Annotated in this window: 17 protein-coding genes; 8 read left to right on the top strand and 9 right to left on the bottom strand. The window is 41.6% G+C overall.

Going from position 1 to position 20,292, the window contains the following annotated elements:
* Positions 1-15: 15 nt before the first annotated feature.
* Positions 16-1,254, top strand: a complete 1,239-nt coding sequence (locus ABIN91_RS03735; RefSeq protein WP_348048585.1) for a glycoside hydrolase family 88 protein — start codon at positions 16-18, stop codon at positions 1,252-1,254.
* 31 nt (positions 1,255-1,285) lie between these two features.
* Here the strand turns inward: ABIN91_RS03735 and ABIN91_RS03730 are convergent, their stop codons facing one another.
* Both ABIN91_RS03730 and pdxA read right to left on the bottom strand, forming a co-directional pair.
* Positions 1,286-2,479, bottom strand: coding sequence for a DUF5009 domain-containing protein (locus ABIN91_RS03730; protein WP_348048583.1), 1,194 nt, complete (start codon positions 2,477-2,479; stop codon positions 1,286-1,288).
* Positions 2,480-2,605: 126 nt separating this feature from the next.
* Positions 2,606-3,661, bottom strand: a complete 1,056-nt coding sequence (gene pdxA / locus ABIN91_RS03725; RefSeq protein ID WP_348048581.1) for a 4-hydroxythreonine-4-phosphate dehydrogenase PdxA — start codon at positions 3,659-3,661, stop codon at positions 2,606-2,608.
* A gap of 161 nt (positions 3,662-3,822) precedes the next feature.
* On the opposite strand from pdxA, the gene rsmA reads away from it, so the two are divergent.
* Positions 3,823-4,602 (top strand): 16S rRNA (adenine(1518)-N(6)/adenine(1519)-N(6))-dimethyltransferase RsmA, encoded by a 780-nt coding sequence (gene rsmA, locus ABIN91_RS03720; RefSeq protein WP_348048579.1) that lies wholly within the window; start codon positions 3,823-3,825, stop codon positions 4,600-4,602.
* A 125-nt stretch (positions 4,603-4,727) separates the two neighbouring features.
* Here rsmA and ABIN91_RS03715 read toward each other — a convergent pair whose 3' ends face one another.
* Positions 4,728-5,159, bottom strand: coding sequence for a hypothetical protein (locus tag ABIN91_RS03715; RefSeq protein ID WP_348048577.1), 432 nt, complete (start codon positions 5,157-5,159; stop codon positions 4,728-4,730).
* 41 nt (positions 5,160-5,200) lie between these two features.
* Between ABIN91_RS03715 and ABIN91_RS03710 the strand changes: the two genes are divergently transcribed.
* Positions 5,201-5,542, top strand: coding sequence for a phage holin family protein (locus ABIN91_RS03710; protein ID WP_348048575.1), 342 nt, complete (start codon positions 5,201-5,203; stop codon positions 5,540-5,542).
* On the opposite strand, the gene ABIN91_RS03705 is transcribed toward ABIN91_RS03710, so the two are convergent.
* From ABIN91_RS03705 to ABIN91_RS03690, 4 genes are all read right to left on the bottom strand, one after another.
* Entirely contained in the window at positions 5,543-6,760 is a 1,218-nt protein-coding gene (locus ABIN91_RS03705; RefSeq protein ID WP_348048573.1) for a TlpA disulfide reductase family protein, read from the bottom strand.
* Between the two features lie 220 nt (positions 6,761-6,980).
* Entirely contained in the window at positions 6,981-7,433 is a 453-nt protein-coding gene (locus tag ABIN91_RS03700; RefSeq protein WP_348048571.1) for a hypothetical protein, read from the bottom strand.
* Positions 7,434-7,702: 269 nt separating this feature from the next.
* Positions 7,703-8,794: a metallophosphoesterase gene (locus ABIN91_RS03695; protein WP_348048569.1), complete on the bottom strand. Its 1,092-nt coding sequence runs from the start codon at positions 8,792-8,794 to the stop codon at positions 7,703-7,705.
* Positions 8,795-8,944: 150 nt separating this feature from the next.
* Complete coding sequence (locus ABIN91_RS03690) at positions 8,945-9,802, bottom strand: RNA polymerase sigma factor RpoD/SigA (RefSeq protein WP_008508553.1); 858 nt, start codon at positions 9,800-9,802, stop codon at positions 8,945-8,947.
* Positions 9,803-10,356: 554 nt separating this feature from the next.
* On the opposite strand from ABIN91_RS03690, the gene ABIN91_RS03685 reads away from it, so the two are divergent.
* A complete protein-coding gene (locus tag ABIN91_RS03685) occupies positions 10,357-13,392 on the top strand; it encodes a DUF2723 domain-containing protein (RefSeq protein ID WP_348048567.1) in 3,036 nt (1,011 codons plus the stop codon).
* Between the two features lie 204 nt (positions 13,393-13,596).
* Positions 13,597-14,322, top strand: coding sequence for a hypothetical protein (locus ABIN91_RS03680; protein ID WP_348048565.1), 726 nt, complete (start codon positions 13,597-13,599; stop codon positions 14,320-14,322).
* A gap of 269 nt (positions 14,323-14,591) precedes the next feature.
* Here the strand turns inward: ABIN91_RS03680 and panC are convergent, their stop codons facing one another.
* Positions 14,592-15,428 (bottom strand): pantoate--beta-alanine ligase, encoded by an 837-nt coding sequence (gene panC / locus ABIN91_RS03675; protein ID WP_348048563.1) that lies wholly within the window; start codon positions 15,426-15,428, stop codon positions 14,592-14,594.
* A 241-nt stretch (positions 15,429-15,669) separates the two neighbouring features.
* On the opposite strand from panC, the gene ABIN91_RS03670 reads away from it, so the two are divergent.
* The 3 genes from ABIN91_RS03670 to glmS all read left to right on the top strand — a co-directional run bounded on the left by ABIN91_RS03670 (position 15,670) and on the right by glmS (position 19,868).
* Positions 15,670-16,494: a glycogen/starch synthase gene (locus ABIN91_RS03670; RefSeq protein WP_348048561.1), complete on the top strand. Its 825-nt coding sequence runs from the start codon at positions 15,670-15,672 to the stop codon at positions 16,492-16,494.
* A 13-nt stretch (positions 16,495-16,507) separates the two neighbouring features.
* The gene (locus tag ABIN91_RS03665) at positions 16,508-17,929 is read left to right on the top strand and encodes a DUF4270 family protein (RefSeq protein ID WP_348048559.1); all 1,422 of its coding nucleotides are present in this window, start codon (positions 16,508-16,510) and stop codon (positions 17,927-17,929) included.
* A 103-nt stretch (positions 17,930-18,032) separates the two neighbouring features.
* Positions 18,033-19,868: a glutamine--fructose-6-phosphate transaminase (isomerizing) gene (gene glmS, locus ABIN91_RS03660; RefSeq protein ID WP_348048557.1), complete on the top strand. Its 1,836-nt coding sequence runs from the start codon at positions 18,033-18,035 to the stop codon at positions 19,866-19,868.
* A gap of 104 nt (positions 19,869-19,972) precedes the next feature.
* Here glmS and ABIN91_RS03655 read toward each other — a convergent pair whose 3' ends face one another.
* Positions 19,973-20,281 (bottom strand): catalase-related domain-containing protein, encoded by a 309-nt coding sequence (locus ABIN91_RS03655; RefSeq protein ID WP_348048555.1) that lies wholly within the window; start codon positions 20,279-20,281, stop codon positions 19,973-19,975.
* Positions 20,282-20,292: the final 11 nt, after the last annotated feature.

Below are 20,292 nucleotides of genomic sequence, written 5' to 3'. Positions count from 1 at the left end.
CAAATAAAATTATGCATGAAAACACCAGCTATTAAATCTGTATTGCTTTTTATAACTCTTGCTTGCCCGGGTTTAGTGCTTGGTCAAAAAATTAGCAGCGAAGAGCTTGTGAGGGGTGTGGCCGATCAGGTGATCGCGCATACATCGTTCAGGTTTGTTAACAGTAAAACCAAAGAAAAGTATGATTCTACAAAAGGTTTACCACTTAGCGCGGATATTAAAGCCGAAACCGCCTACAATAAATGGAACTATGTAAATGGGGTTATAACTATCGGGATGATGCAAATGGCTGATGTTTTGAACGATAAAAAATATTCGGATTACTCATTACATAACTCCGAGTTCATTTTTAGCAGCATTCCTTATTTTGAACAGATCTATAAGGCGAAAATGGGAAAGCCTGAGTTTGGCCAGTTTTTTACTATGGGGAATTTAGATGCTTGTGGCGCTATGTCGGCAGGGTTATGCGATGTTGATGCGCTGATGCATAAAAAGGAGTATAGCGAATATTTAAGCCGTTCGGCCGATTATATATCGCATAAGCAACAGCGTTTGGCCGATGGTACACTTTGCCGCCCCAACCCACGTGATGGCACCATATGGGCCGATGATTTGTTTATGAGCGTTCCGTTTTTGGCCCGAATGGGGAAAATTACCGGCGATGCTAAATACTTTGATGATGCTATTAAACAGGTAGAAAACTTTAATAAATACCTTTATGACCCTATGACGGGTTTATTTATTCATAATTATTACAATGATGTGCAGATGAACGGGGTAGGACGTTGGGGTAGGGCGAATGGCTGGCTGGCCATGGCACAATGCCAGTTGTTGAATGTGTTGCCCGCCGGTCACCCTAAACGGGCTGAATTGATCAGGCTTTTATTGAGACAGATTGTAGGTTATTCACGCTACCAGGATCAAACCGGTTTGTGGCACCAATTGCTTGATAAACCGGATTCGTACCTGGAAACATCGGTTACGGCTATGTTTACTTATGCAGTAGCAAGGGCTGTGAACCAAGGCTGGATCAATGCCAAATACATAGCTATAGCCAACGAAGGTTGGCGTGGGCTTGCCACAAAAATTACTGCCGACGGCCAGATGCAGGATGTTTGTGTAGGTACTAATATGGACGAAGATATTAAGTTTTATTACTCTCGCCCAACCGAGTTAAACGATATTCATGGCCTGGGCGCATTTTTGCTTGCAGGTGCCGAAATGGTAAGGTTTGAAAAGAACGATAAAAAATGACAGGGTGAATCACGTTTATTAATTAGAGCCATCATATCTTTAATTTGATGTGTTTACGTTCAAGTACACCGGCCATCCAAACCATTAAAAAGGCGAAGAGCAAACATTTAATTAACCCGCCAATACCGTGGGTTGCCCAATTGGGGTAGCCAATATTAGTCATTTGGTAAAGTGGGTAGAATAAAAATGGGAGTAGATAGCAGGTAAGGGTACTTGTACCCGCGGGTTTAATGAGGCTGAACCAGTTTTCTTTGCGTTTCATATCCATAAAAAACATGAATACGCCGTAGGCGAGGATATTGATGGCGGTACAGATCATCACCCATGATGGGGTGTCGTTTGCTTTGGATATACCCCCGCTAAAGTATCGTACGATAAAACCCATATTAAATAAGATCAGCGAAAGCATAATTAATGCTACCCAAATTAGCTTGGGTTGTTTGTTGCGCATAAACCAATCGTACATGCATGATATGACCAGGCCCGATGAGGTGAAGGCTTGCATGGCGCCATTACCGGCAAGCCCCAGATAGTTTTGAGTGCCATTTAAAAAGTTGAGCCAGCCAAAGTGAAAATCGAGATTGAAAAGTAAAAATAATACCCAGGCTGATACCAGTACAAGCAGGTGACCATCGGAATATAAGTAGATCAAGGCACAAAGTAAATAAGCCCATCCTATTAACCCTAATATACCCCACCAGCTAAAGTGCAGCCAGGTTGGTGCGGCAGGTGTGCCGCCTTTGTATAGGGCACACATGGCTATGAGCAAGGCTACACCTGCTCCGCGTAAAATGTAAACCAGTATTTTTGAAGTATGGCGAGGATAATCTATCCAGATCAAAAAGAAACTCAGGGTTACCTGAATCTCCCACCAGGTTAAGGGTATAGGAGCGCTATCGCTATAGGTTTCCATATTGGCATGCATAAAGCCAATAAATATCAATATGAGCGACCGACTGATAATATAACCCGTTATTTTGCCCTTGCTTTGGCCGCGCTGTAGCCGCCCTTGAATAGCATGTGGTATGGATAAACCTACGATAAAAAGAAATGCCGGGAAAACGATATCGGCTAATCCAAGGCCGTCTGTTTGTTCGCCTGCGTGTTGTATCCATCCGGGTACACCCGGAATACCTTCTATGTCGTTCACAAATATCATCAGGAACATAGTAACCGCCCTGAAGATATCAATGGATTGAACGCGGTTTTTCAACTTCAAACTCATTAACCTTTTAATGAAACCTAAGGTTAATTGTTTTAATCAATGAATAATAAAACTGTTAAATAATGTTAAATGAAGGCTATCTACTTAGTATTCAAGGTGCAAATGTCTGTTCAATAATGGTTAATTTTAGTCCCTATCCCTGCTTAGTTTAGCGTAAACCAAAGTGTTTGAGGCCAAGTCGGCAGATTCACGGCGATGTTTAACGATGTGGATGGCGGCAAACAAGGCATCGCGGAAGGATACTTCGGAGGCTTCGTTTTTTCCGGCTATATCGTAGGCGGTGCCATGATCTGGCGAGGTGCGCACAAAGTTCAACCCGGCGGTAAAGTTTACCCCATTTTCGAAAGAGATCTGTTTAAATGGTATCAAGCCCTGATCATGATACATGGCCAATACCGCATCAAATTTAAGGTATGATTTATTAGCGAAGAAGCCATCGGCGGCGTAAGGGCCCATTGCCAGTATGCCTAAAGCTTTAGCTTCGTTTATGGCGGGGATAATGGTGGTTTGTTCTTCGTTACCTATTAATCCATCGTCGCCGGCATGTGGGTTTAACCCTAATACGGCAATCTTGGGTTTGCGGATCCAGAAGTCTTTCTTCAGACTGTCGTTCATCAGCTTCAGCTTGGATACGATGCTTTCGATGGTGATCTTCTGAGAGATCTGTCCAACTGGGATGTGTCCGGTTACTACGCCAACTTTCAGATCTTCGCTGGTTAAAAACATGAGCGAATCTGCTGCCCCGGCGCGTTCCTGTAAGTATTCGGTATGGCCTGCAAATTTAAAGTTTTCACTTTGGATGTTGTGTTTGTTAATAGGCGCGGTTACCAGGGCATCGATATGGCCTGCAACCAGATCGTTAACCGCTCTTTCGAGTGATAAGAAAGCGTATTTGCCACCGGTTTCGGTTGACTGGCCGAGTTCTATTTTTACATCCTCTTCCCAGCAATTGATCATGTTAGATCGTTTTGGATTTGCTTCGGAGGCATCGTTAATTACATTGAAGCTAAAATCATTCAGGTTTAAAGCCTTGCGGTGAAAGGACGCTACTTTAGTATGCCCGTAAACTATGGGGGTGCAGTAATCCAATATTTTTACTTCGGCCAGGGTTTTGATAATTACCTCTAAACCAATGCCGTTTACATCGCCTATGCTTATTCCTATTTTTAATTTATCGCTCATGTTTTTTTTGATTACACCGAGGAAAAAAAGATTTCACACCGATTTAATTTGGAGCCTGAAGCTTGTGGCCTGCAGCTCTCTATCCGCAAAGTAAAAGATTTTAAACCTCATTACCTTAACAAAGCACAAATATGACGTTATTTGCGGTAAAGTATAATATAATGAGCATAGTACGGGCAAAAAAGCATCTGGGTCAGCATTTTTTAACGGATAAGAACATTGCCGAAAAAATTGTGAACAGTTTGAAGCTTACCGAAAGCTACAACCAGGTGCTTGAAGTTGGGCCGGGGATGGGGATACTGTCGGATTTTTTGATGCAGAAAACCGACTATGAAACCTACCTGATAGATATTGATACCGAGAGCTACGATTTCCTGAAAAAGAAATACCCGCAATTAGGCAGCCGTTTGATCAACGCTGATTTTTTGGAAATGGATTTTAGCCAGACCTTTGCGGGGCCATTCGCCATTATCGGGAATTTTCCTTACAATATATCATCGCAGATACTTTTTAAGGTTTTAGATAACCGGCAGCAGGTTTTAGAGGTTGTTGGGATGTTTCAGAAGGAAGTTGCTGAGCGATGTGCTGCAAAGCCCGGGAGTAAAGAGTATGGTATTTTGAGCGTGTTTTTGCAAGCCTATTATAAGGTTGATTATTTGTTTACTGTAAAGGCTGGTGTGTTTAATCCGCCGCCTAAAGTGTTATCGGCGGTTATCCGCTTAACGCGAAATGAAACGCCTGCTTTGGATTGCGATGAGAAGCTTTTTTGGCAACTGGTGAAGGCAGGCTTTAATCAGCGCCGGAAGACTTTGCGTAACGCGATATCATCGGTTATCCCGAAAGAAAAGATTACTGACGACCCTTTATTGGAGCTGCGTGCAGAGCGTTTGAGTGTTGCTGATTTTGTGGTGCTGACGAAGAAGGTTAGCGCGGAACGGTAGGGTTACAACGCCACAACTCTTGATGATGCACTTATATAGTCGCTTGTCCTAAAGAGATTGCTTCGTACCCTGTCTGCCGACAGGCAGGCTCGCAATGACGCTTGAAGAAAGTAATTGAATATTATCTAAAACCTGAATATTACTTCTGTAAAACTCTGGCCTTTCAGGTTGCTTTTTGAGCGAATGAGGTTGGCTGTGCTAAAGTTTGTGCCGTTGCCGTAGAAGCGGGCAAAGTATTGTTGCTGCTTTTTGAAGACTGTGTCGGGTTTAAAGGTGAGCAGGCTATCTGTAATTTGGTAGGTGCCGGGTTGCTCGGGTTGAAGGTCTTTCATGTCTGTATCCGCAGGCATGCGGTAGACAGGGAAAATGCCTTGCCAGTTTTCTTGCGTAAGCGAGTCTTGTTTCATTTCGCGAAGGACGGCGTATTCTAAGCCGCTAATGCAAACCGTTTGGGAATCTTTACTGAGGTGGATGCCGATCCTGTTAACTTCCGAAGTTGATGGACTGTGGCATGATGCACAGATCAGGATAAAAAAACAGAGCAGGCAGCATCGCATTATCAAAAATTTATTACAATTGTATTCTCAAATATACGCTGATGAAATTTATACTCGAAATATTCCTGACCGGCCTTGCCATATTGCTGATAGCTCAAATTATACCGGGCGTTAAAGTTGATGGTTACCTTACGGCGCTTATCGCCGGTATTTTATTGGGATTGGTGAATGCTACCATTGGTTTTATTTTGCGGGTGCTTACTTTCCCGCTTAACTTTTTAACGCTGGGTTTGGTATCGTTTATTATCAGCGTGTGCATGGTTTTGTTAGTAAGCCATCTTTTGAATGGTTTTTATATCAGCGGCTTTTTTACCGCATGTTTGTTCGCTATAGCTTTGGCATTAATTAAGATGCTGTTCCATAGCTTCGAGGAGAGCAAGTAATTACTTTTCGGCCAACAGGTCGTCATTTAGTTTTTCAAACTCGTTTATAAATTCGGCATAGTGATCGCCTGTACCGGGTCCGCTAAAGCCGGTGTGTATTTTGCGTACTTCTCCTTTTTTATCAATGATGATAGTTGTTGGGAACGCCGCAAAATTAGCCAGCATGGGCAGGCTCTTAGCTGGTTCGCCCCTGTCATTGGTGTAACCGGTTATCAATATGGGGTATGGTACATTGAAGCGGTTTTTTAAGGGTTCTAAACTTTTCTTTGAGCGGGTAAAATCTGTGCTGCGCTCATAGGCTAATCCCAAAACCTCGACTCCTCTGGCGTGATATTTTTTGTAGAAGTTAACCATGTAGGCGGTTTCGTCCATACAGTTAGGGCACCAGGAGCCCATCATTTGTAATATTACTATTTTGTTTTTAAAGCGTTCATCAGTTAACGATACCTTTTTGCCGCTTAGATCGGTAAAGGTAAAAGCTATTTTTTTGTAGCCGGGTTTTAGGGCCGTTAACGAGTAGGCGTCGGGTAGTTTGGCGTTGGCGTTTTTGATGGCCGTCCATTCATCTTTGCCCGAATAGCCTGCATAGAATTTACCATCGGTTAGGGTTTGCGCATCTTTAATTTTTGCGGTGAACAGGAATGCGTGGCCGCCATCAAAGCAGGATAGGTAAACGCTATCGCCGGCAACGGTACCTTCCAGATAACGATAATCGCCGGTGGTGGTTAGGAATGTTCCGGTTAGTTTGGCCCCAGTTTGTTTAAACTCGGCAACGGTGGTATCGCCACTGGCAAATATCGCGTTCCAGCGGCCATCAACATTGTAGGCTGATTTGGCTGTTGTTTTAAAGAAGCGGTAGTTTTGGTTTGGCTCGGCGGCGAATTCGAATTTAACATCTTGTTTTGGCAGGTGGCGGATCCAGTAGCCTTTTAAGTTATCTCCCGAAAAGGCGGCTCTGAACTCGGAATCGAACAGAGGCATATGGATGAATACGGAATCGCCTATAGCTTTTACATCGGGTACGGCAAAGTGTTCACTGCCGTTTATGATGGCTATTTGTTTGTGGGTAGCTTCGCCTTTTACTTCGAAGGTGAAAGGGATGAGCTTACCTGTTGATGTTTTTACCGAGGCGTGCCAGGTGCCGTTGATCAGTTTGCTTTGAGCGAATGAGTTGAGGGTAATTATAAGGAAGGCGATTATGCCGAGGATTCTTTTCATGGTGATAATTTATCCTGTCAAATTAACGCATTAATAGATGAGGCATCTATAATTAAAATGTCATTTCCGAACAGGGTAAAAGCCTTTCGATTTCAGAAGATTTCTCCTCGTACCTCGTCGAAATGACAATAGGGCTAAAAATAAAAAAGTTCTCCCTTTTGTAAAAGAAGAACTTACATATATGATGGATGTGGGCGCCTCGCCCGGATGGTGCGAAGAATTAGTTTTCGGTGATCAGGGTTTTGATGATGCGACCGTCTGGTGCTATCAGGATGCGCTCTAAGCCGTTGTTCTCGTCAACCAGGTTTAATTTGTAAGATATCTTACCATTCTCAACTATCTGGTTAGCTTCTTTAACCTGAACATCAGGAAAATTCTTTTTCACACCGTCGAAAACATCTGATGGCAAGTTTGCTACCGGTACCGCGAATACTTGCGATATTACGTTTCCTTTTTGATCGTAAACAACTTCGTGAGCGTAAGTTTCAACGTTAAAGGTTGCTTTGAACTTTTTTCCGTCTTTCTCCCAGTCTACTTTTGACAGTTTTGGATATTTAAAAGAGAAGTCTTCGGTTACGCTTGCCGGAAGATCTTTGATACCTATATATTGCGCATTCGCAAAAAATCCAAATCCAATGGTGAATACAGAAATCAGTGTTATTATCTTTTTCATAGTTGTAATGATTTGCTTATTTTAATAAATTAATTTCAATAACAAAGATATGTAATTATATAATTTATAACAAATTAATTTATTTATTACAATTATGATAATTGATTAATTAAAATATTAACAACATTGAAAAACCGACCGTTGATTACGCTGATTTTTATGATTAATGCAGATGGAGAGGTAGTTTGGAGTTATTTTATGTGATTTGGTTTTGTTGTAAGAATGTAAAAAAAAAGGTGCAACTCAGTGTAATTATATAAATATGGGTTTCAGATGGTATTTATAAGTTCTTTGAGTGTGATTTCTTCAAGTACAATTCTGACTGATGCCTTATTATCATATTTCCATTTGATCAAACGGATGTAGCCGCCACAAATCTCGATGCCGGTAATATCACCATCATCAAAACAACAGCAGCCGCTGTTAAAGTAGGTTGGTTTGTAGCCTTTAAAGCTGGGCAGTGCGCTGCCTTTATTTACATGCTTATCTATCAGTTGTTGAATGTCGGCTATAGCCTGCTGGTTGTTTTGAGCCTGGGCGATATCGAGCTTGCGATACATACGTTCCAAATGCGTGAGTGATTCGAATACTGGTTGGTGGGTGTGCCCGGTTATAAGCAGCGTATTAGCTTGCTGTGCACTCCAATTGAACATGATGGTATTGTGGAGCGTTTTGAGATGATCATCAACAGAGGGTGTATTTAAATTGAGCTCGAGGTACATTTGCAGCGGGCCCCAAATTTTACCGATGAAGAATTTGCTGAACCAGTTACCATCGCTCTGCAGATCGCCCTGGTGGCCGTGAGTGAGGAAGATGCTGAGCGGTTTGCCATCTATTTGGGTTTGCAGAATGGCACCTTCGTAGATGCGGAGTTTTTGTTTGTAAATGCGTTCGAGGAAGATGATGGCTAAGGGATCGTTGTCCCAATAGAGATCATGATTGCCAAATATTTTGATGAAGGCGTTTCTATCGGCAAAAAGCTTCTCTTTAATAAAGCTGGCTTTGTTTTTACGTTTTACCTGTGGGATGTTGTTTTGCCAAAGCTCTTCGCCATCGCCCAGGTTAATGTAGGTGTAGTTTTGATTGTTGTAATAATCGAGAGCGGTTATGTAGTTTCCTTCAGCTAAGGCGAAAATATCCGAACCGTTTTTTATGCCTTTATGCTGATCGGAAAAGATGATGAAGGAGTGGCTATCGTCAAAATTAATTACCGGGCCTTTTTTGCCGGGATCGGTTTTGATGTTCTGGCTCAAGGCTGATAGTGCGGGAAAAACTCTTTGGGCATCTGGCCGGGAATCATACTTATCGGCAAGTTTGCCTAAGGGTTTAGCTAAGATATTTTTGAGGAATTGATGCACCATTGACCGCTGATTGAACTGATTTTCATGATTGGGCTGATTTTATAAATATAGCAAGGATCAACGAAATCAGGCTAATCATAAAAAAATCAACGGTCATAAAAAAAGGGCTGGATCATCTCCAGCCCTTTTCGGATATTTTAAGAATTTTGCTTACAAGTAAGATTGCAACAGGTTACTGCGCGAAGTGTGGCGTAAACGTTGTAATGCTTTGTCTTTAATTTGACGAACACGCTCGCGGGTCAGGTTGTACTTCTCGCCGATCTCTTCTAAAGATAGCGGGTAGTTGTTACCTAAACCGAAGAACAGAACGATAACTTCGCGCTCACGCTCGGCTAAAGTAACCAATGAACGCATGATCTCTTGTGAAAGGGATTCTTCCATCAAATAATCATCTGTTGTTGGCTCGTTGTTCTGCAATACGTCTAACAAAGTGTTTTCTTCACCTTGAACAAAGGGCGCATCCATTGATACGTGACGGCCAGAGTTGCTTAGTGAATCACAAATTTTGTCTTCGGTGGTTTCCAGTATATCGGCTAATTCGGCTTGCGACGGCTCACGCTCGTATTGTTGCTCCAGTTTAGAGAATGCCTGACGGATCTTATTCAATGATCCGATCTGGTTCAATGGTAAACGAACGATACGTGATTGCTCGGCAACAGCTGAAAGGATAGACTGACGGATCCACCAAACGGCGTACGAGATGAATTTGAAACCTTTGGTTTCGTCAAAGCGTTTTGCCGCTTTAATGAGGCCTAAGTTTCCTTCGTTAATTAAATCACCCAGGGTAAGGCCTTGGTTTTGGTATTGTTTTGCAACAGAAACCACAAAACGCAAGTTGGTTTTTGTTAAGCGCTCTAAAGCCGCCTGATCCCCTTCCCTGATCTTTTGCGCGAGTATAACTTCTTCGTCGGCAGTTATCAAGTCTACTTTACCAATCTCGGTCAGATATTTATCCAATGACTGAGATTCGCGGTTGGTAATGGATTGGGATATTTTGAGTTGTCTCATTTGTTATAATAACATAAATAATTTTACTGCACAGATGGTTGTACAATGTACTAAATACTTTCGTTAAAGTAGATTAACGAAAAAAAATATATTTTAATTGTTGTATAAATAACATTGGGCTATTTATATGACAATCAACTGAAATAACAACAACATTTATAAACAATTTTACCTGGTGAACCATATAGCCGCATATTTTATGCGTAGTTGGCTGGGTTGCGTTTAAGTTTTGTGTAATTTGTTTATGTATAACGTATTTTACCTCAAGTTGTTTGGTGGGTGCAAAGGTAAGTTTAATAAATTAATTTATCAACACAAATAAAAATAACGATTGTGGAAAAGATTTTGGGGTGACAGTTGGGGCTGCTTTTAATATCTGCACTTTGTATTTTCTTTGTGACTTTAATAATCAATCTCAAATGTTAAATCCGCATCCTCAATTGTTAAATGGGTCCGGATTATAGTTAAATGATGTTAAAACATGTTAAATGTCAATGCTTTAACAAAAACTGTTTGGATATTGGTGCTATGGTAAAACTTTACTCCACATCACTATGCACTACAAAAAACTGAATAACCTGCTGGGCTGGCTTTGCTTTGGGATAGCCGCCATTACTTACATTTTAACGCTTGAGCAATCGGTAAGCTTTTGGGATTGCGGCGAATTTATTGCCTGCGCATTCAGGTTGCAGATATCGCACCAGCCGGGGTATCCAATGTTCGCGATGCTGGGGAAGGTTTTTTCGCTGTTATCGATGGGGGATAATGCCAAGGTGGCGTTTTATACCAATTTAATGTCGGCGTTGGCAAGCGCGGCTACTATTATGTTCCTTTTTTGGACGATTACGGCGCTGGCTAAAAAGCTGATGCTGAAAAAGGTTGAGAAGTTGGATAGCAACCATACCTGGATGATTATGGCGGCCGGTTTGGTTGGCGCTTTGGCGTTTACGTTTACGGATACGTTTTGGTTTTCGGCGGTGGAGACTATTGTTTTCGCGATGTCGTCGCTTTGTACGGCTATTGTTTTTTGGGCGATACTGAAATGGGACGCGCATGCTGATGAGGCAGACGCAGATAAATATATTGTGCTGATAGCCTATATTATAGGATTATCTATCGGGATACACTTGTTGAATTTGTTAACCATTCCAGCGATTGTGATGGTTTACTTTTTCCGCAGGCATAAAAAAGTGAATGTAAAGAGCGCGTTGGTTGCCTTTACTATGAGCATTGCCATACTGGCTTTTGTGCAGTTTGGGGTGCGGGGATATACCATACACATCGCGGCTTATTTCGACCTGTTTTTTGTGAATACGTTGGGGATGGGCTTTGGCACAGGCGCCTTTGTGTTTTTTGCTTTGCTTATTGGCGCTATTGTTTATGGCTTGTTTTACAGCATCCGCAAAGCAAAACCTATTTTGAATTTGGCTTTGCTTTGTTTGGCTTTTATATATTTCGGGTATAGCTCGTTCGCTTATATTCCTATCCGGGCAACGGCAAATACGAATTTGAATAATTCGCATCCGGATAACGCTTTTACTTTGTATGGTTATTTGAACCGCATTCAATATGGTGAAACACCTTTGCTAAACGGTCCGTTTTATGATGCCAAGGTTGTTGACCAGAGCGAGGGCAGCCCCATCTACCGTAAGGGAAAAACCAATTATGAGGTAACAGGTAAGCGGATGAATTATACTTACGACCATACTACGCTGTTGCCACGCATATGGAGTACCGAAAGCGATGCTAATTATGCGCAGAATGTACAGTTCTATAAAAACTTTTTAGGCATTGCCGAAGGGCAAGCGCCAACATTTAGCGATAATTTGAAATACCTGTTTAACTGGCAGATATACCAGATGTATGTGCGCTATTTTCTTTGGAACTTTGTTGGCCGGTATAATGATGCAGATGGCCAGCAAAACCCAAGTGGTATTGATGGTAACTGGACGAGCGGGATTTTTGATGGTAGCAAGCATTTGCCAAAATCGGTAACGGGGAGTGTTACTTATACGCCGCTTTATGCTATTCCGTTTTTGCTGGGATTGATTGGGATGGTTTACCATTTCAGGAATAAAAGGCGGGATGCTTTGGTAATTGCCCTGCTGTTCTTTTTTACCGGGATTGCTATTGTGCTGTATGTGAACCAGGATAATTTGCAGCCGAGGGAGCGGGATTACTCGTACGTGGTTTCGTTCTACGCTTTCGCGATATGGATAGGACTTGGGGTGATTGCCTTGATTGAGTTTACCCGGCGATGGCTGACGGTGCGGATGGCTACTATCGGATCGTTCGCGATATGTTTGGTGGTGCCGGTTTTGATTGCGGCCAAAGAATGGAAAAGTCATGACCGATCGACCAAGTTAACGGCGCATGATATGGCTTATAACTTTTTAATATCGTGCCCTAAGGATGCTATTTTATTTACTTATGGGGATAATGATACGTACTCGTTATGGTACGATCAGGAGGTGGAAGGTATCAGGCCAGATGTGCGAATTGTTTGCCTGAGCTTATTTAGCAGCGATTGGTATGTTCACCAGATGCAGGGCAAAATGAATCAATCGGACCCGCTGCCTATCACCATGGACTTTAGTAAGTATAAGGATGGCACGCGCGATGTGATCTATTATAATGATGCCAAACTTGCCGGGGCAGTTGAGGTGAAGGATGTTTTTGATTTTATTACATCGGACGATAGCCGCACGAAAGTGGAATACTCTAATGGGGAAATGTCGAACTACCTGCCCACCAAAAACTTTAAATTGACTATTGATGCCGACGCGGTGATGAAAAATGGCGTAGTTACACCTGAGCAAAAAGACAGGATCGCTAAAGCTATGGAGTGGACCTACAATGGTAACTACATGACCAAAGACAATTTAGCCATACTGGACATTTTGACTCATAACAACTGGAAGCGCCCTATTTGCTTTACTACTACCATGAGCAACCAAAGTATGGCCGGGCTTGCTCCGTATTTGTATAAAGAGGGTTTTACTTACCGGTTGCTGCCTTTTAAACCTGATACTGCACAGCACGATGATTACAACAATAATAAAATCAACAGCTTGGTGATGTACCATAATGTAATGACGAAGTTTAAATATGGCAATTATAAAAAGGCTAAGTATTTGGATAATATATCGACCATGCAGTTTTATGATGTGATGGAGAATACCTTTTTTAACCTGGCGAATGGTTTAATACAAGACGGGCACCCGGATATGGCATTGAATGCCCTGCATAAGTTTGATGCCGAAATGCCGGATATTAACCCTGATATTGATACCGCCAGTAAGAAATATCTGTTGGCAGAAACTGCCTACAGATTACATGATGCCGTGTTGGGTAAACGATATATTAAGAGTGTTGATAACTACATTACCGACCAGTTGGATTATAATTATACCTTGTTGGATAAACAGGAACAGGGGTTAGATATCCGTACGGTGCAGATATCGATGTCGTTATTGAACGCGATGGTTGATACATCCAAAATTTATCAGGATAAAGAACTGCACGGGCAACTGGTGGCTAAGCTGAAGGATTATAGTAATAAGTTTAGTCCGTTGATGCAGAGTAGGTAGTGTTGGAAAGGCCAGGGCTTTAAAAGTGGATATTTATAATGTGAATTAGTCTATAATCAAACCCAATCATAATTAACAATTGCAGGGCCTTCGGAGTGATCCGGGGGCTTTTGTTTTTTATGTAAAACCGTGGAGATGGATTTAAACGTAATTAGAACAAAGCAAAACGAATAGCGTTACATAAACAAACATCAATCTAACAACATGAAAAAATTAGTGTACACCCTGGGCCTCGCTTTATTAGCGGGCTTTACAGCGAAGGCGCAAATGGGCAAACGTGATTTTGCGGGCGCAATGCAGATACAGGTAACTTACCGGCAGTATGATGTGGGGCAATTGAATAGCGGGTTGAACAGCGTTGGCCTGCCTTCGGTATCGGATAATAATATCTGGATCAATGCTTCGATGAGCCATATTCATAAAAAATGGTTGTTTGAGGATGGGATTGGTTTTACGCCATTTTCATCATCCGAAGTGAATAATATTAAGACGCGTTTTAACCAGTACCAGGCTTATTTTAGAGCGGGGTATGATATTTCAAAATCAACCGATTTTAGATTTTATCCTTTTGTGGGATTGAATTTTTCGGAAGCGGTGTTAAACATCAGGGATAAAGCGCGTGAGCAGAATGTGAGTAATTTTAACCAGGAGTTGCTGAACAGCACATCGAGCAAAACATTGTACCAGGGTAATTTTGGTATTGAGTTGGGTGCCGGTTTTGATTATGTGATCAAGATGAAACCTAAGCAAATGGATTGCTATACCGTTCAGCGTAATATCCCGATAGGTATCAGGGCGGGTTATTATATTAATGCCGCCAGGGGGGATTGGAGGATAGAAGATTATAAACTAAACAACGGCCCGGATAAGAGCCAGGGCGCGGTGTTTGTATCGTTGAATGTAGGGTTGGGGTACGCTGTTAAGCGGTAATCAGCATTATGTATTTATTGGTCCGGTGGTTTTAATCACCGGACTTTTTTTGTTTTATGGGTGTTTGGTATTTTTGATATGAGGTTGAAAATGAGTATATTTGTGTGGAGTGAGATGCGTAGCCTGAAGGGCTCAGATGTTCTTTAAATATTCTTACTTTATCCCCCCCCCCCTTGGATGAAAAAGTAGAGGAACATGGATTGAAAATCCCCCTTTGGAGCAGAACCAAGGGGTAGGAATTAAGGCATAGAAATCCCCCTTTAATCCGGTTAGTTCAGAATAATATTATCAATTAACCGGACGTTGCCAACTTTAGCCGCAACAAGGGCCACCATATGCTGGGTATCAGCCTTTGCTGGCACCAGGGTATCCGCATCAGCGATCTCAAAATAATCGAGCTGAATATTGGGGTTACTTGTTAACTCCTTAACGGCTAATTGTTTTAGTTCATCAATGGTAAGCTTACCGAATTGGTGTTTTACGTTATACAGAGTTGCTGATAGCAATATTGAATTAGCCCTTTCATTAGTGCTTAAATGCACATTGCGCGAACTCATGGCTAAACCTTCGGGTTCGCGAACGATGGGACACATGATCATTTTAAGCGGCATGTGCAGCATATCAACCATGCGGGTAATTACTTTAACCTGCTGATAGTCTTTTTGCCCGAAAAAGGCAAAATCGGGTTTAATGATATCAAACAGCTTGAATACAACCTGGGTAACACCCTGATAATGGCCGGGGCGGAATTTACCTTCGAGCATGCTTTCGAGCGGGCCGATATCTAAATGCCAGGTTTCGCCGGGTTGGTACATTTCGTCAACCGTAGGGTTAAAAAGCACATCACAGCCTGCATTAATGAGCATTTCAATATCGTGCTCAATTGGGCGGGGGTATTTTTCGAGATCTTTAGGGTCGTTAAACTGGGTGGGGTTTACAAATATGCTGCAAACTATTACATCGGCATATTTTTTGGCTTCGGCCAATAACGAGATATGACCTTTGTGCAATGCGCCCATGGTAGGTACAAGGCCTGTTGTATTGCCTTCGGAACGTTTTTGCGACAAATACTGCTGTAGGCTGCTCCTGGTGTTAAAGATTTTCATCCGTGTTAATTTGCTTTTTAATTGTGATGAAGCTATCATGAGCCGGTTTACTCATTCCGGCTGGTGAGCCTTAGTCAATGATGGTTTCACGGCTAAATTTGGTAAAAGCTGGCAAAGATTAACAATAGATTAAATATAACCAAAAACAACTTGCATAATTCGTTGATATATCATAAGATAATGCTTATATTTGCAAACTCAAAATTTTTGACTCTTTACATAAAATTAATACTGACTAAAGATGGGTAAATCTAAGCTACTGTTCATCACTCATGAAATGTCTCCTTTCTTAGAACTCACTAAAATTTCTGAAATTACAAGGCAATTGCCACAAGCTATGCAGGATAAAGGATTTGAGATCCGCATCCTGATGCCCCGTTTCGGAAATATTAATGAGCGCAGGAACAGGTTACACGAAGTGATCCGTTTATCGGGCATGAACATTATAATCAATGATAATGATAACCCTTTGATCATTAAAGTTGCTTCTATACCTGCCGCACGTATGCAGGTGTACTTTTTGGATAACGAGGAGTATTTTCAACGCAAACAAGTGTTTGGAGATAAGGATGGTAAATTTTATGCCGATAATGATGAAAGGATGATCTTCTTTTGCAAAGGCGCTTTAGAAACTGTTAAAAAATTAGGATGGGCTCCGGATATTGTTCACTGCCATGGCTGGATGAGCGCTTTGGTTCCTGCCTACTTAAAAACAACTTATAAAGACGACCCTACATTTAAGAATTCAAAAGTAGTTTACTCTATTTACGAAAACGCTTTCACCGAGCAATTGGATGCCGACTTTGCACACAAAGCCGTAATGACTGATATGACCGAGGCTAATACCGAAATTTACAAACCAGGTACTAACTCATCGTTATACGCAGGGGCTATCCATTACTCTGATGGTATTGTTTTAGGCAGTGCTAATATTGAGGCGGATGTGTTAAATAATGTTAAAAACAGCAATAAATTGGTTTTGGATTACGAATCTACCTCAGATTACGAAAATTATTACAATTTTTACGACGAAATTACCAATGAGGAATTGGTACATGTTGCATAAGACAAAACTATATATGAAATTTTTCAGAATAGACTTATTGACCTTGTTGATAAGTCTTTTTATTTTAGGCAGTTGTAAAAATCCGGATAGCATAGGTTTGCCTATAGATCCGACTAAAGCGTTGCAAACCAACCTGATTGATACTGCTACAATTAATACTACTACTGTACTTGAGGATAGTGTGCAAACCACTAATGCATCAAAAGCTCCTTTGGCTTACTTTAAAGATCCGGTTTTTGGTATTACAGAAGCTAATATTGTTGCGAGCCTGAATTTACCTTCGTTATCGGCCTATACTATACCAACCGGAACGATCTCGGTTGATTCTGCTGTATTGGTCATGTCTTACGCTGACGGCTTTTATGGCGATTCGCTTACCACAAGCTATAAGGCAAATGTTTATCAGTTAAATGAGCCCATAGCCAGTAAAGCCTATTACAACAATAAGGTATGGAGCTATAACAGTACCTTGCTTGGTACCAAAATATTTTCGCCAAGACCAAAAACCAAGTTTAAAATTACAACTATAGTAACTGGCGCTAAGGATACTTTGATCCGTGTTTCGCCACAATTGCGCATACCTATTGATAAGAATTTTGTTTTTAACAAGTTTTTTGGAGCAAGCTCTGGCCAGTTAACTACTAACACTGTATTCCAAAACTACATTAAAGGTTTTTATATAACACTGGATAAAACCAGACCGGGTGTAGGTGGCAATATGTTTTTTAATGTAGTGGCCGATTCAAGCAGACTGGATGTTTATTACCATACAGTTAGTGGAAGTACCATTGATACCGAAAAGGTATCGTTAGCTATTGGAACCCCACACGCTGCAGAAATAAAACACAATTTTACTTCGGGTAGTGCCGGCGCGGCTATCGCCACGCAAATAGGTAATCCTAAGGGCACATACAATACATTATATGTGCAGGGTTTAGGTGGTTTAAGGGCTAAAATAAGTTTCCCATACCTTAAAAAAATAGTAACAGCTGCACAAGCATCCGGTGGTGATATTGTATTGAACCGGGCCGAATTAGTGGTTACCCCCGTTACTGGCACAGAAATACCTTATGTACCGTTGCCTCGCCTAACATTATATCGCAATGATATTGCCCAGCAAAGACAACTTATACCTGATGCTTATGCGGGTGATCTGCATTATATTTTGATAGGCTCATTTGGTGGCTTTTATGATAATTATCACAAATCATATCACTACGTAATAACTGGTTATATTGAAGATCTGATGCGTGGCAAACTGACTGATTACGGCACCTTTATTGCGCCTGCTGACACCACCGGCCTATCAACCGGTACCGCTTCAATTAATATCAGTACTACTGCCCAGGTGGGTGCACGTGCGGTTTTAGGTGGCGATAAAACATCGGCCTATAAAATGAAATTGAACATTTTATACAACAGGGTAACTAAATAGATAATTTAGCCAACTCAATAAATTATTGATCTTAATTAAGATATTAGCACCACTTTTGCATTAAACAAAAGGGTGCTTTTCTATTTTACTAAAAAAGAATTTTATGTGCGGAATTGTAGGTTATATAGGTTACAGAGATGCTTATCCAATTGTTATAAAAGGACTACACAGGCTGGAATACCGGGGTTATGACAGTGCCGGTGTTGCACTTTTTGATAAAGAACTTAAGGTTTACAAAAAAGCCGGTAAGGTTAGTGATCTGGAAAATTTTGTTAAGGATATTGACCTTAAGGGTTGCATTGGCATGGGCCATACCCGTTGGGCAACACATGGCGCACCAAGCGACCGTAACTCACATCCGCATTCATCGGGCAACCGCAAGCTTACCATTATTCACAATGGTATTATCGAAAATTATGGCATTATAAAAGAGGCTTTAACTGCCCGTGGCCATGGTTTTAAAAGTGATACCGATACCGAAGTTTTGATTCATCTGATAGAAGATATTCAACTGGAGGCAGGTCTTGATTTACGCGAAGCTGTACGTGTTGCTTTGAACAAAGTTGTTGGCGCTTACGCGATAGTAGTAATGAGCAGTGATGAGCCCGACCAGTTAATTGCGGCACGTAAAGGTAGTCCGCTGGTAATTGGTGTTGGCAAGGGTGAATATTTTGTAGCATCGGATGCTACACCTATTGTTGAGTATACACGCAATGTGATCTATCTAAACGATAATGAAATAGCCTATATCCGTAAGGATGATCTGTTGGTTAAAAATATAGATAATACCATCCAAACTCCGTACATACAGGAATTGGATATTAAGCTTGAAATGCTTGAAAAAGGCGGCTATGATCACTTTATGATGAAGGAGATATATGAGCAGCCACGATCAATAAGAGATTGCTTACGCGGACGCATTTACCCTAAAACGGGTAAAGTACAGTTAGGTGGTATTAAAGAATATACCGAGAAGATAAAAAATGTTGATCGTATTATCATAGTAGCCTGCGGAACATCATGGCATGCGGGTTTGGTAGGCGAGTATTTGATAGAGGAGTATGCCCGTATACCGGTAGAGGTTGAGTACGCTTCGGAATTTAGGTATCGTAACCCTATTATTACCGAAAAAGACCTGGTAATAGCCATATCACAATCCGGCGAAACTGCCGATACAATGGCAGCTATTGAATTGGCTAAAGAGAAAGGTGCTACCATTTTTGGTGTTTGTAATGTGGTAGGTGCATCAATACCGCGTGCCAGCCATGCGGGTGTTTACACACACGCTGGCCCGGAAATTGGCGTAGCTTCCACCAAGGCCTTTACAGCCCAGGTAACAGCCCTCACGCTGATCGCCTTTTATGCGGCACAACAACGTGGCGCTATCACTGAGAGTAAGCTTATAGAATACCTTACCGAACTTAATGAGATACCTGACCTGGTTGAACGCGCTTTGCAGTGCAATGATCATGTTAAAGAGATAGCCGAAAAGTTTAAGGATAGTAATAACTGTCTTTTCCTTGGCCGTGGCAGTTCATTCCCGGTTGCGCTTGAGGGTGCTTTAAAGTTGAAAGAAATCTCGTACATCCATGCCGAAGGCTATCCTGCTGCCGAAATGAAGCATGGACCAATAGCGTTGATAGATGAAGAAATGCCGGTTGTATTTATCGCTACCAAAAATTCGTCGTACGAGAAAGTGGTGAGTAATATACAAGAGGTAAAGGCCCGGAAGGGAAAAGTTATCGCTATTGTATCCGAAGGTGACGTAGATGTTAAAGAGATGGCTGACTACGTAATTGAGATACCTCAAACCCACGAAGCCTTTGTTCCGCTTATCGCGACAATTCCTTTACAGCTTTTAGCATACCATATCGCGGTAATGCGCGGTTGCAATGTTGATCAGCCCCGGAACCTTGCCAAATCTGTTACGGTGGAGTAAGATTTGAGAATCCTTGTTGGTTACTCACGGGCTTGAAAGCAATATGAGAGTTGAGATATGCACAAGGGTGCTTCTCAACTCTCACGTCTAACCTCTCCTCTAAATTACTGCATATTCTTCATGATATCTTGCAGGTTTATATTTAAACCATTGGCTACTGCCATACCTAAACCCATATCAATTCTAAACCAATGGCAAAGCTGGAGATTGATGGTCATTTCCTTTTCGGGCCCATCAATTTCTTTCAACAGACTAATTATGGCGGTAATGAGTTGTTGTTTTTCACTATCGCTCAATAACCGGTATTTGTTGCCAAGCAGAGCGTAATCGTTGCTTTTAGGTTGTCCGTTATTGTCAAACCAATCGGATACGTTTGAGCCTGTGGCTGTTAATTTTTTTCCTTGATCGTCCATAATAATCGCCT

It is taken from the genome of Mucilaginibacter sp., from assembly GCF_039921305.1.
In the GTDB taxonomy this organism is placed as follows: Bacteria; Bacteroidota; Bacteroidia; order Sphingobacteriales; family Sphingobacteriaceae; genus Mucilaginibacter.
Note: the sequence above shows the minus strand (reverse complement) of the source record. Positions and strands in the feature narration are given on the sequence as shown.

What these genes read in the sequence shown, in the direction of transcription:
- ABIN91_RS03735 (WP_348048585.1), top strand. Translation starts at nt 16, where the DNA reads ATGAAAACACCAGCTATTAAATCTGTATTGCTTTTTATAACTCTTGCT.
- ABIN91_RS03730 (WP_348048583.1), bottom strand. Translation starts at nt 2,479, where the DNA reads ATGAGTTTGAAGTTGAAAAACCGCGTTCAATCCATTGATATCTTCAGG.
- pdxA (WP_348048581.1), bottom strand. Translation starts at nt 3,661, where the DNA reads ATGAGCGATAAATTAAAAATAGGAATAAGCATAGGCGATGTAAACGGC.
- rsmA (WP_348048579.1), top strand. Translation starts at nt 3,823, where the DNA reads ATGAGCATAGTACGGGCAAAAAAGCATCTGGGTCAGCATTTTTTAACG.
- ABIN91_RS03715 (WP_348048577.1), bottom strand. Translation starts at nt 5,159, where the DNA reads ATGCGATGCTGCCTGCTCTGTTTTTTTATCCTGATCTGTGCATCATGC.
- ABIN91_RS03710 (WP_348048575.1), top strand. Translation starts at nt 5,201, where the DNA reads ATGAAATTTATACTCGAAATATTCCTGACCGGCCTTGCCATATTGCTG.
- ABIN91_RS03705 (WP_348048573.1), bottom strand. Translation starts at nt 6,760, where the DNA reads ATGAAAAGAATCCTCGGCATAATCGCCTTCCTTATAATTACCCTCAAC.
- ABIN91_RS03700 (WP_348048571.1), bottom strand. Translation starts at nt 7,433, where the DNA reads ATGAAAAAGATAATAACACTGATTTCTGTATTCACCATTGGATTTGGA.
- ABIN91_RS03695 (WP_348048569.1), bottom strand. Translation starts at nt 8,794, where the DNA reads ATGGTGCATCAATTCCTCAAAAATATCTTAGCTAAACCCTTAGGCAAA.
- ABIN91_RS03690 (WP_008508553.1), bottom strand. Translation starts at nt 9,802, where the DNA reads ATGAGACAACTCAAAATATCCCAATCCATTACCAACCGCGAATCTCAG.
- ABIN91_RS03685 (WP_348048567.1), top strand. Translation starts at nt 10,357, where the DNA reads ATGCACTACAAAAAACTGAATAACCTGCTGGGCTGGCTTTGCTTTGGG.
- ABIN91_RS03680 (WP_348048565.1), top strand. Translation starts at nt 13,597, where the DNA reads ATGAAAAAATTAGTGTACACCCTGGGCCTCGCTTTATTAGCGGGCTTT.
- panC (WP_348048563.1), bottom strand. Translation starts at nt 15,428, where the DNA reads ATGAAAATCTTTAACACCAGGAGCAGCCTACAGCAGTATTTGTCGCAA.
- ABIN91_RS03670 (WP_348048561.1), top strand. Translation starts at nt 15,670, where the DNA reads ATGGGTAAATCTAAGCTACTGTTCATCACTCATGAAATGTCTCCTTTC.
- ABIN91_RS03665 (WP_348048559.1), top strand. Translation starts at nt 16,508, where the DNA reads ATGAAATTTTTCAGAATAGACTTATTGACCTTGTTGATAAGTCTTTTT.
- glmS (WP_348048557.1), top strand. Translation starts at nt 18,033, where the DNA reads ATGTGCGGAATTGTAGGTTATATAGGTTACAGAGATGCTTATCCAATT.
- ABIN91_RS03655 (WP_348048555.1), bottom strand. Translation starts at nt 20,281, where the DNA reads ATGGACGATCAAGGAAAAAAATTAACAGCCACAGGCTCAAACGTATCC.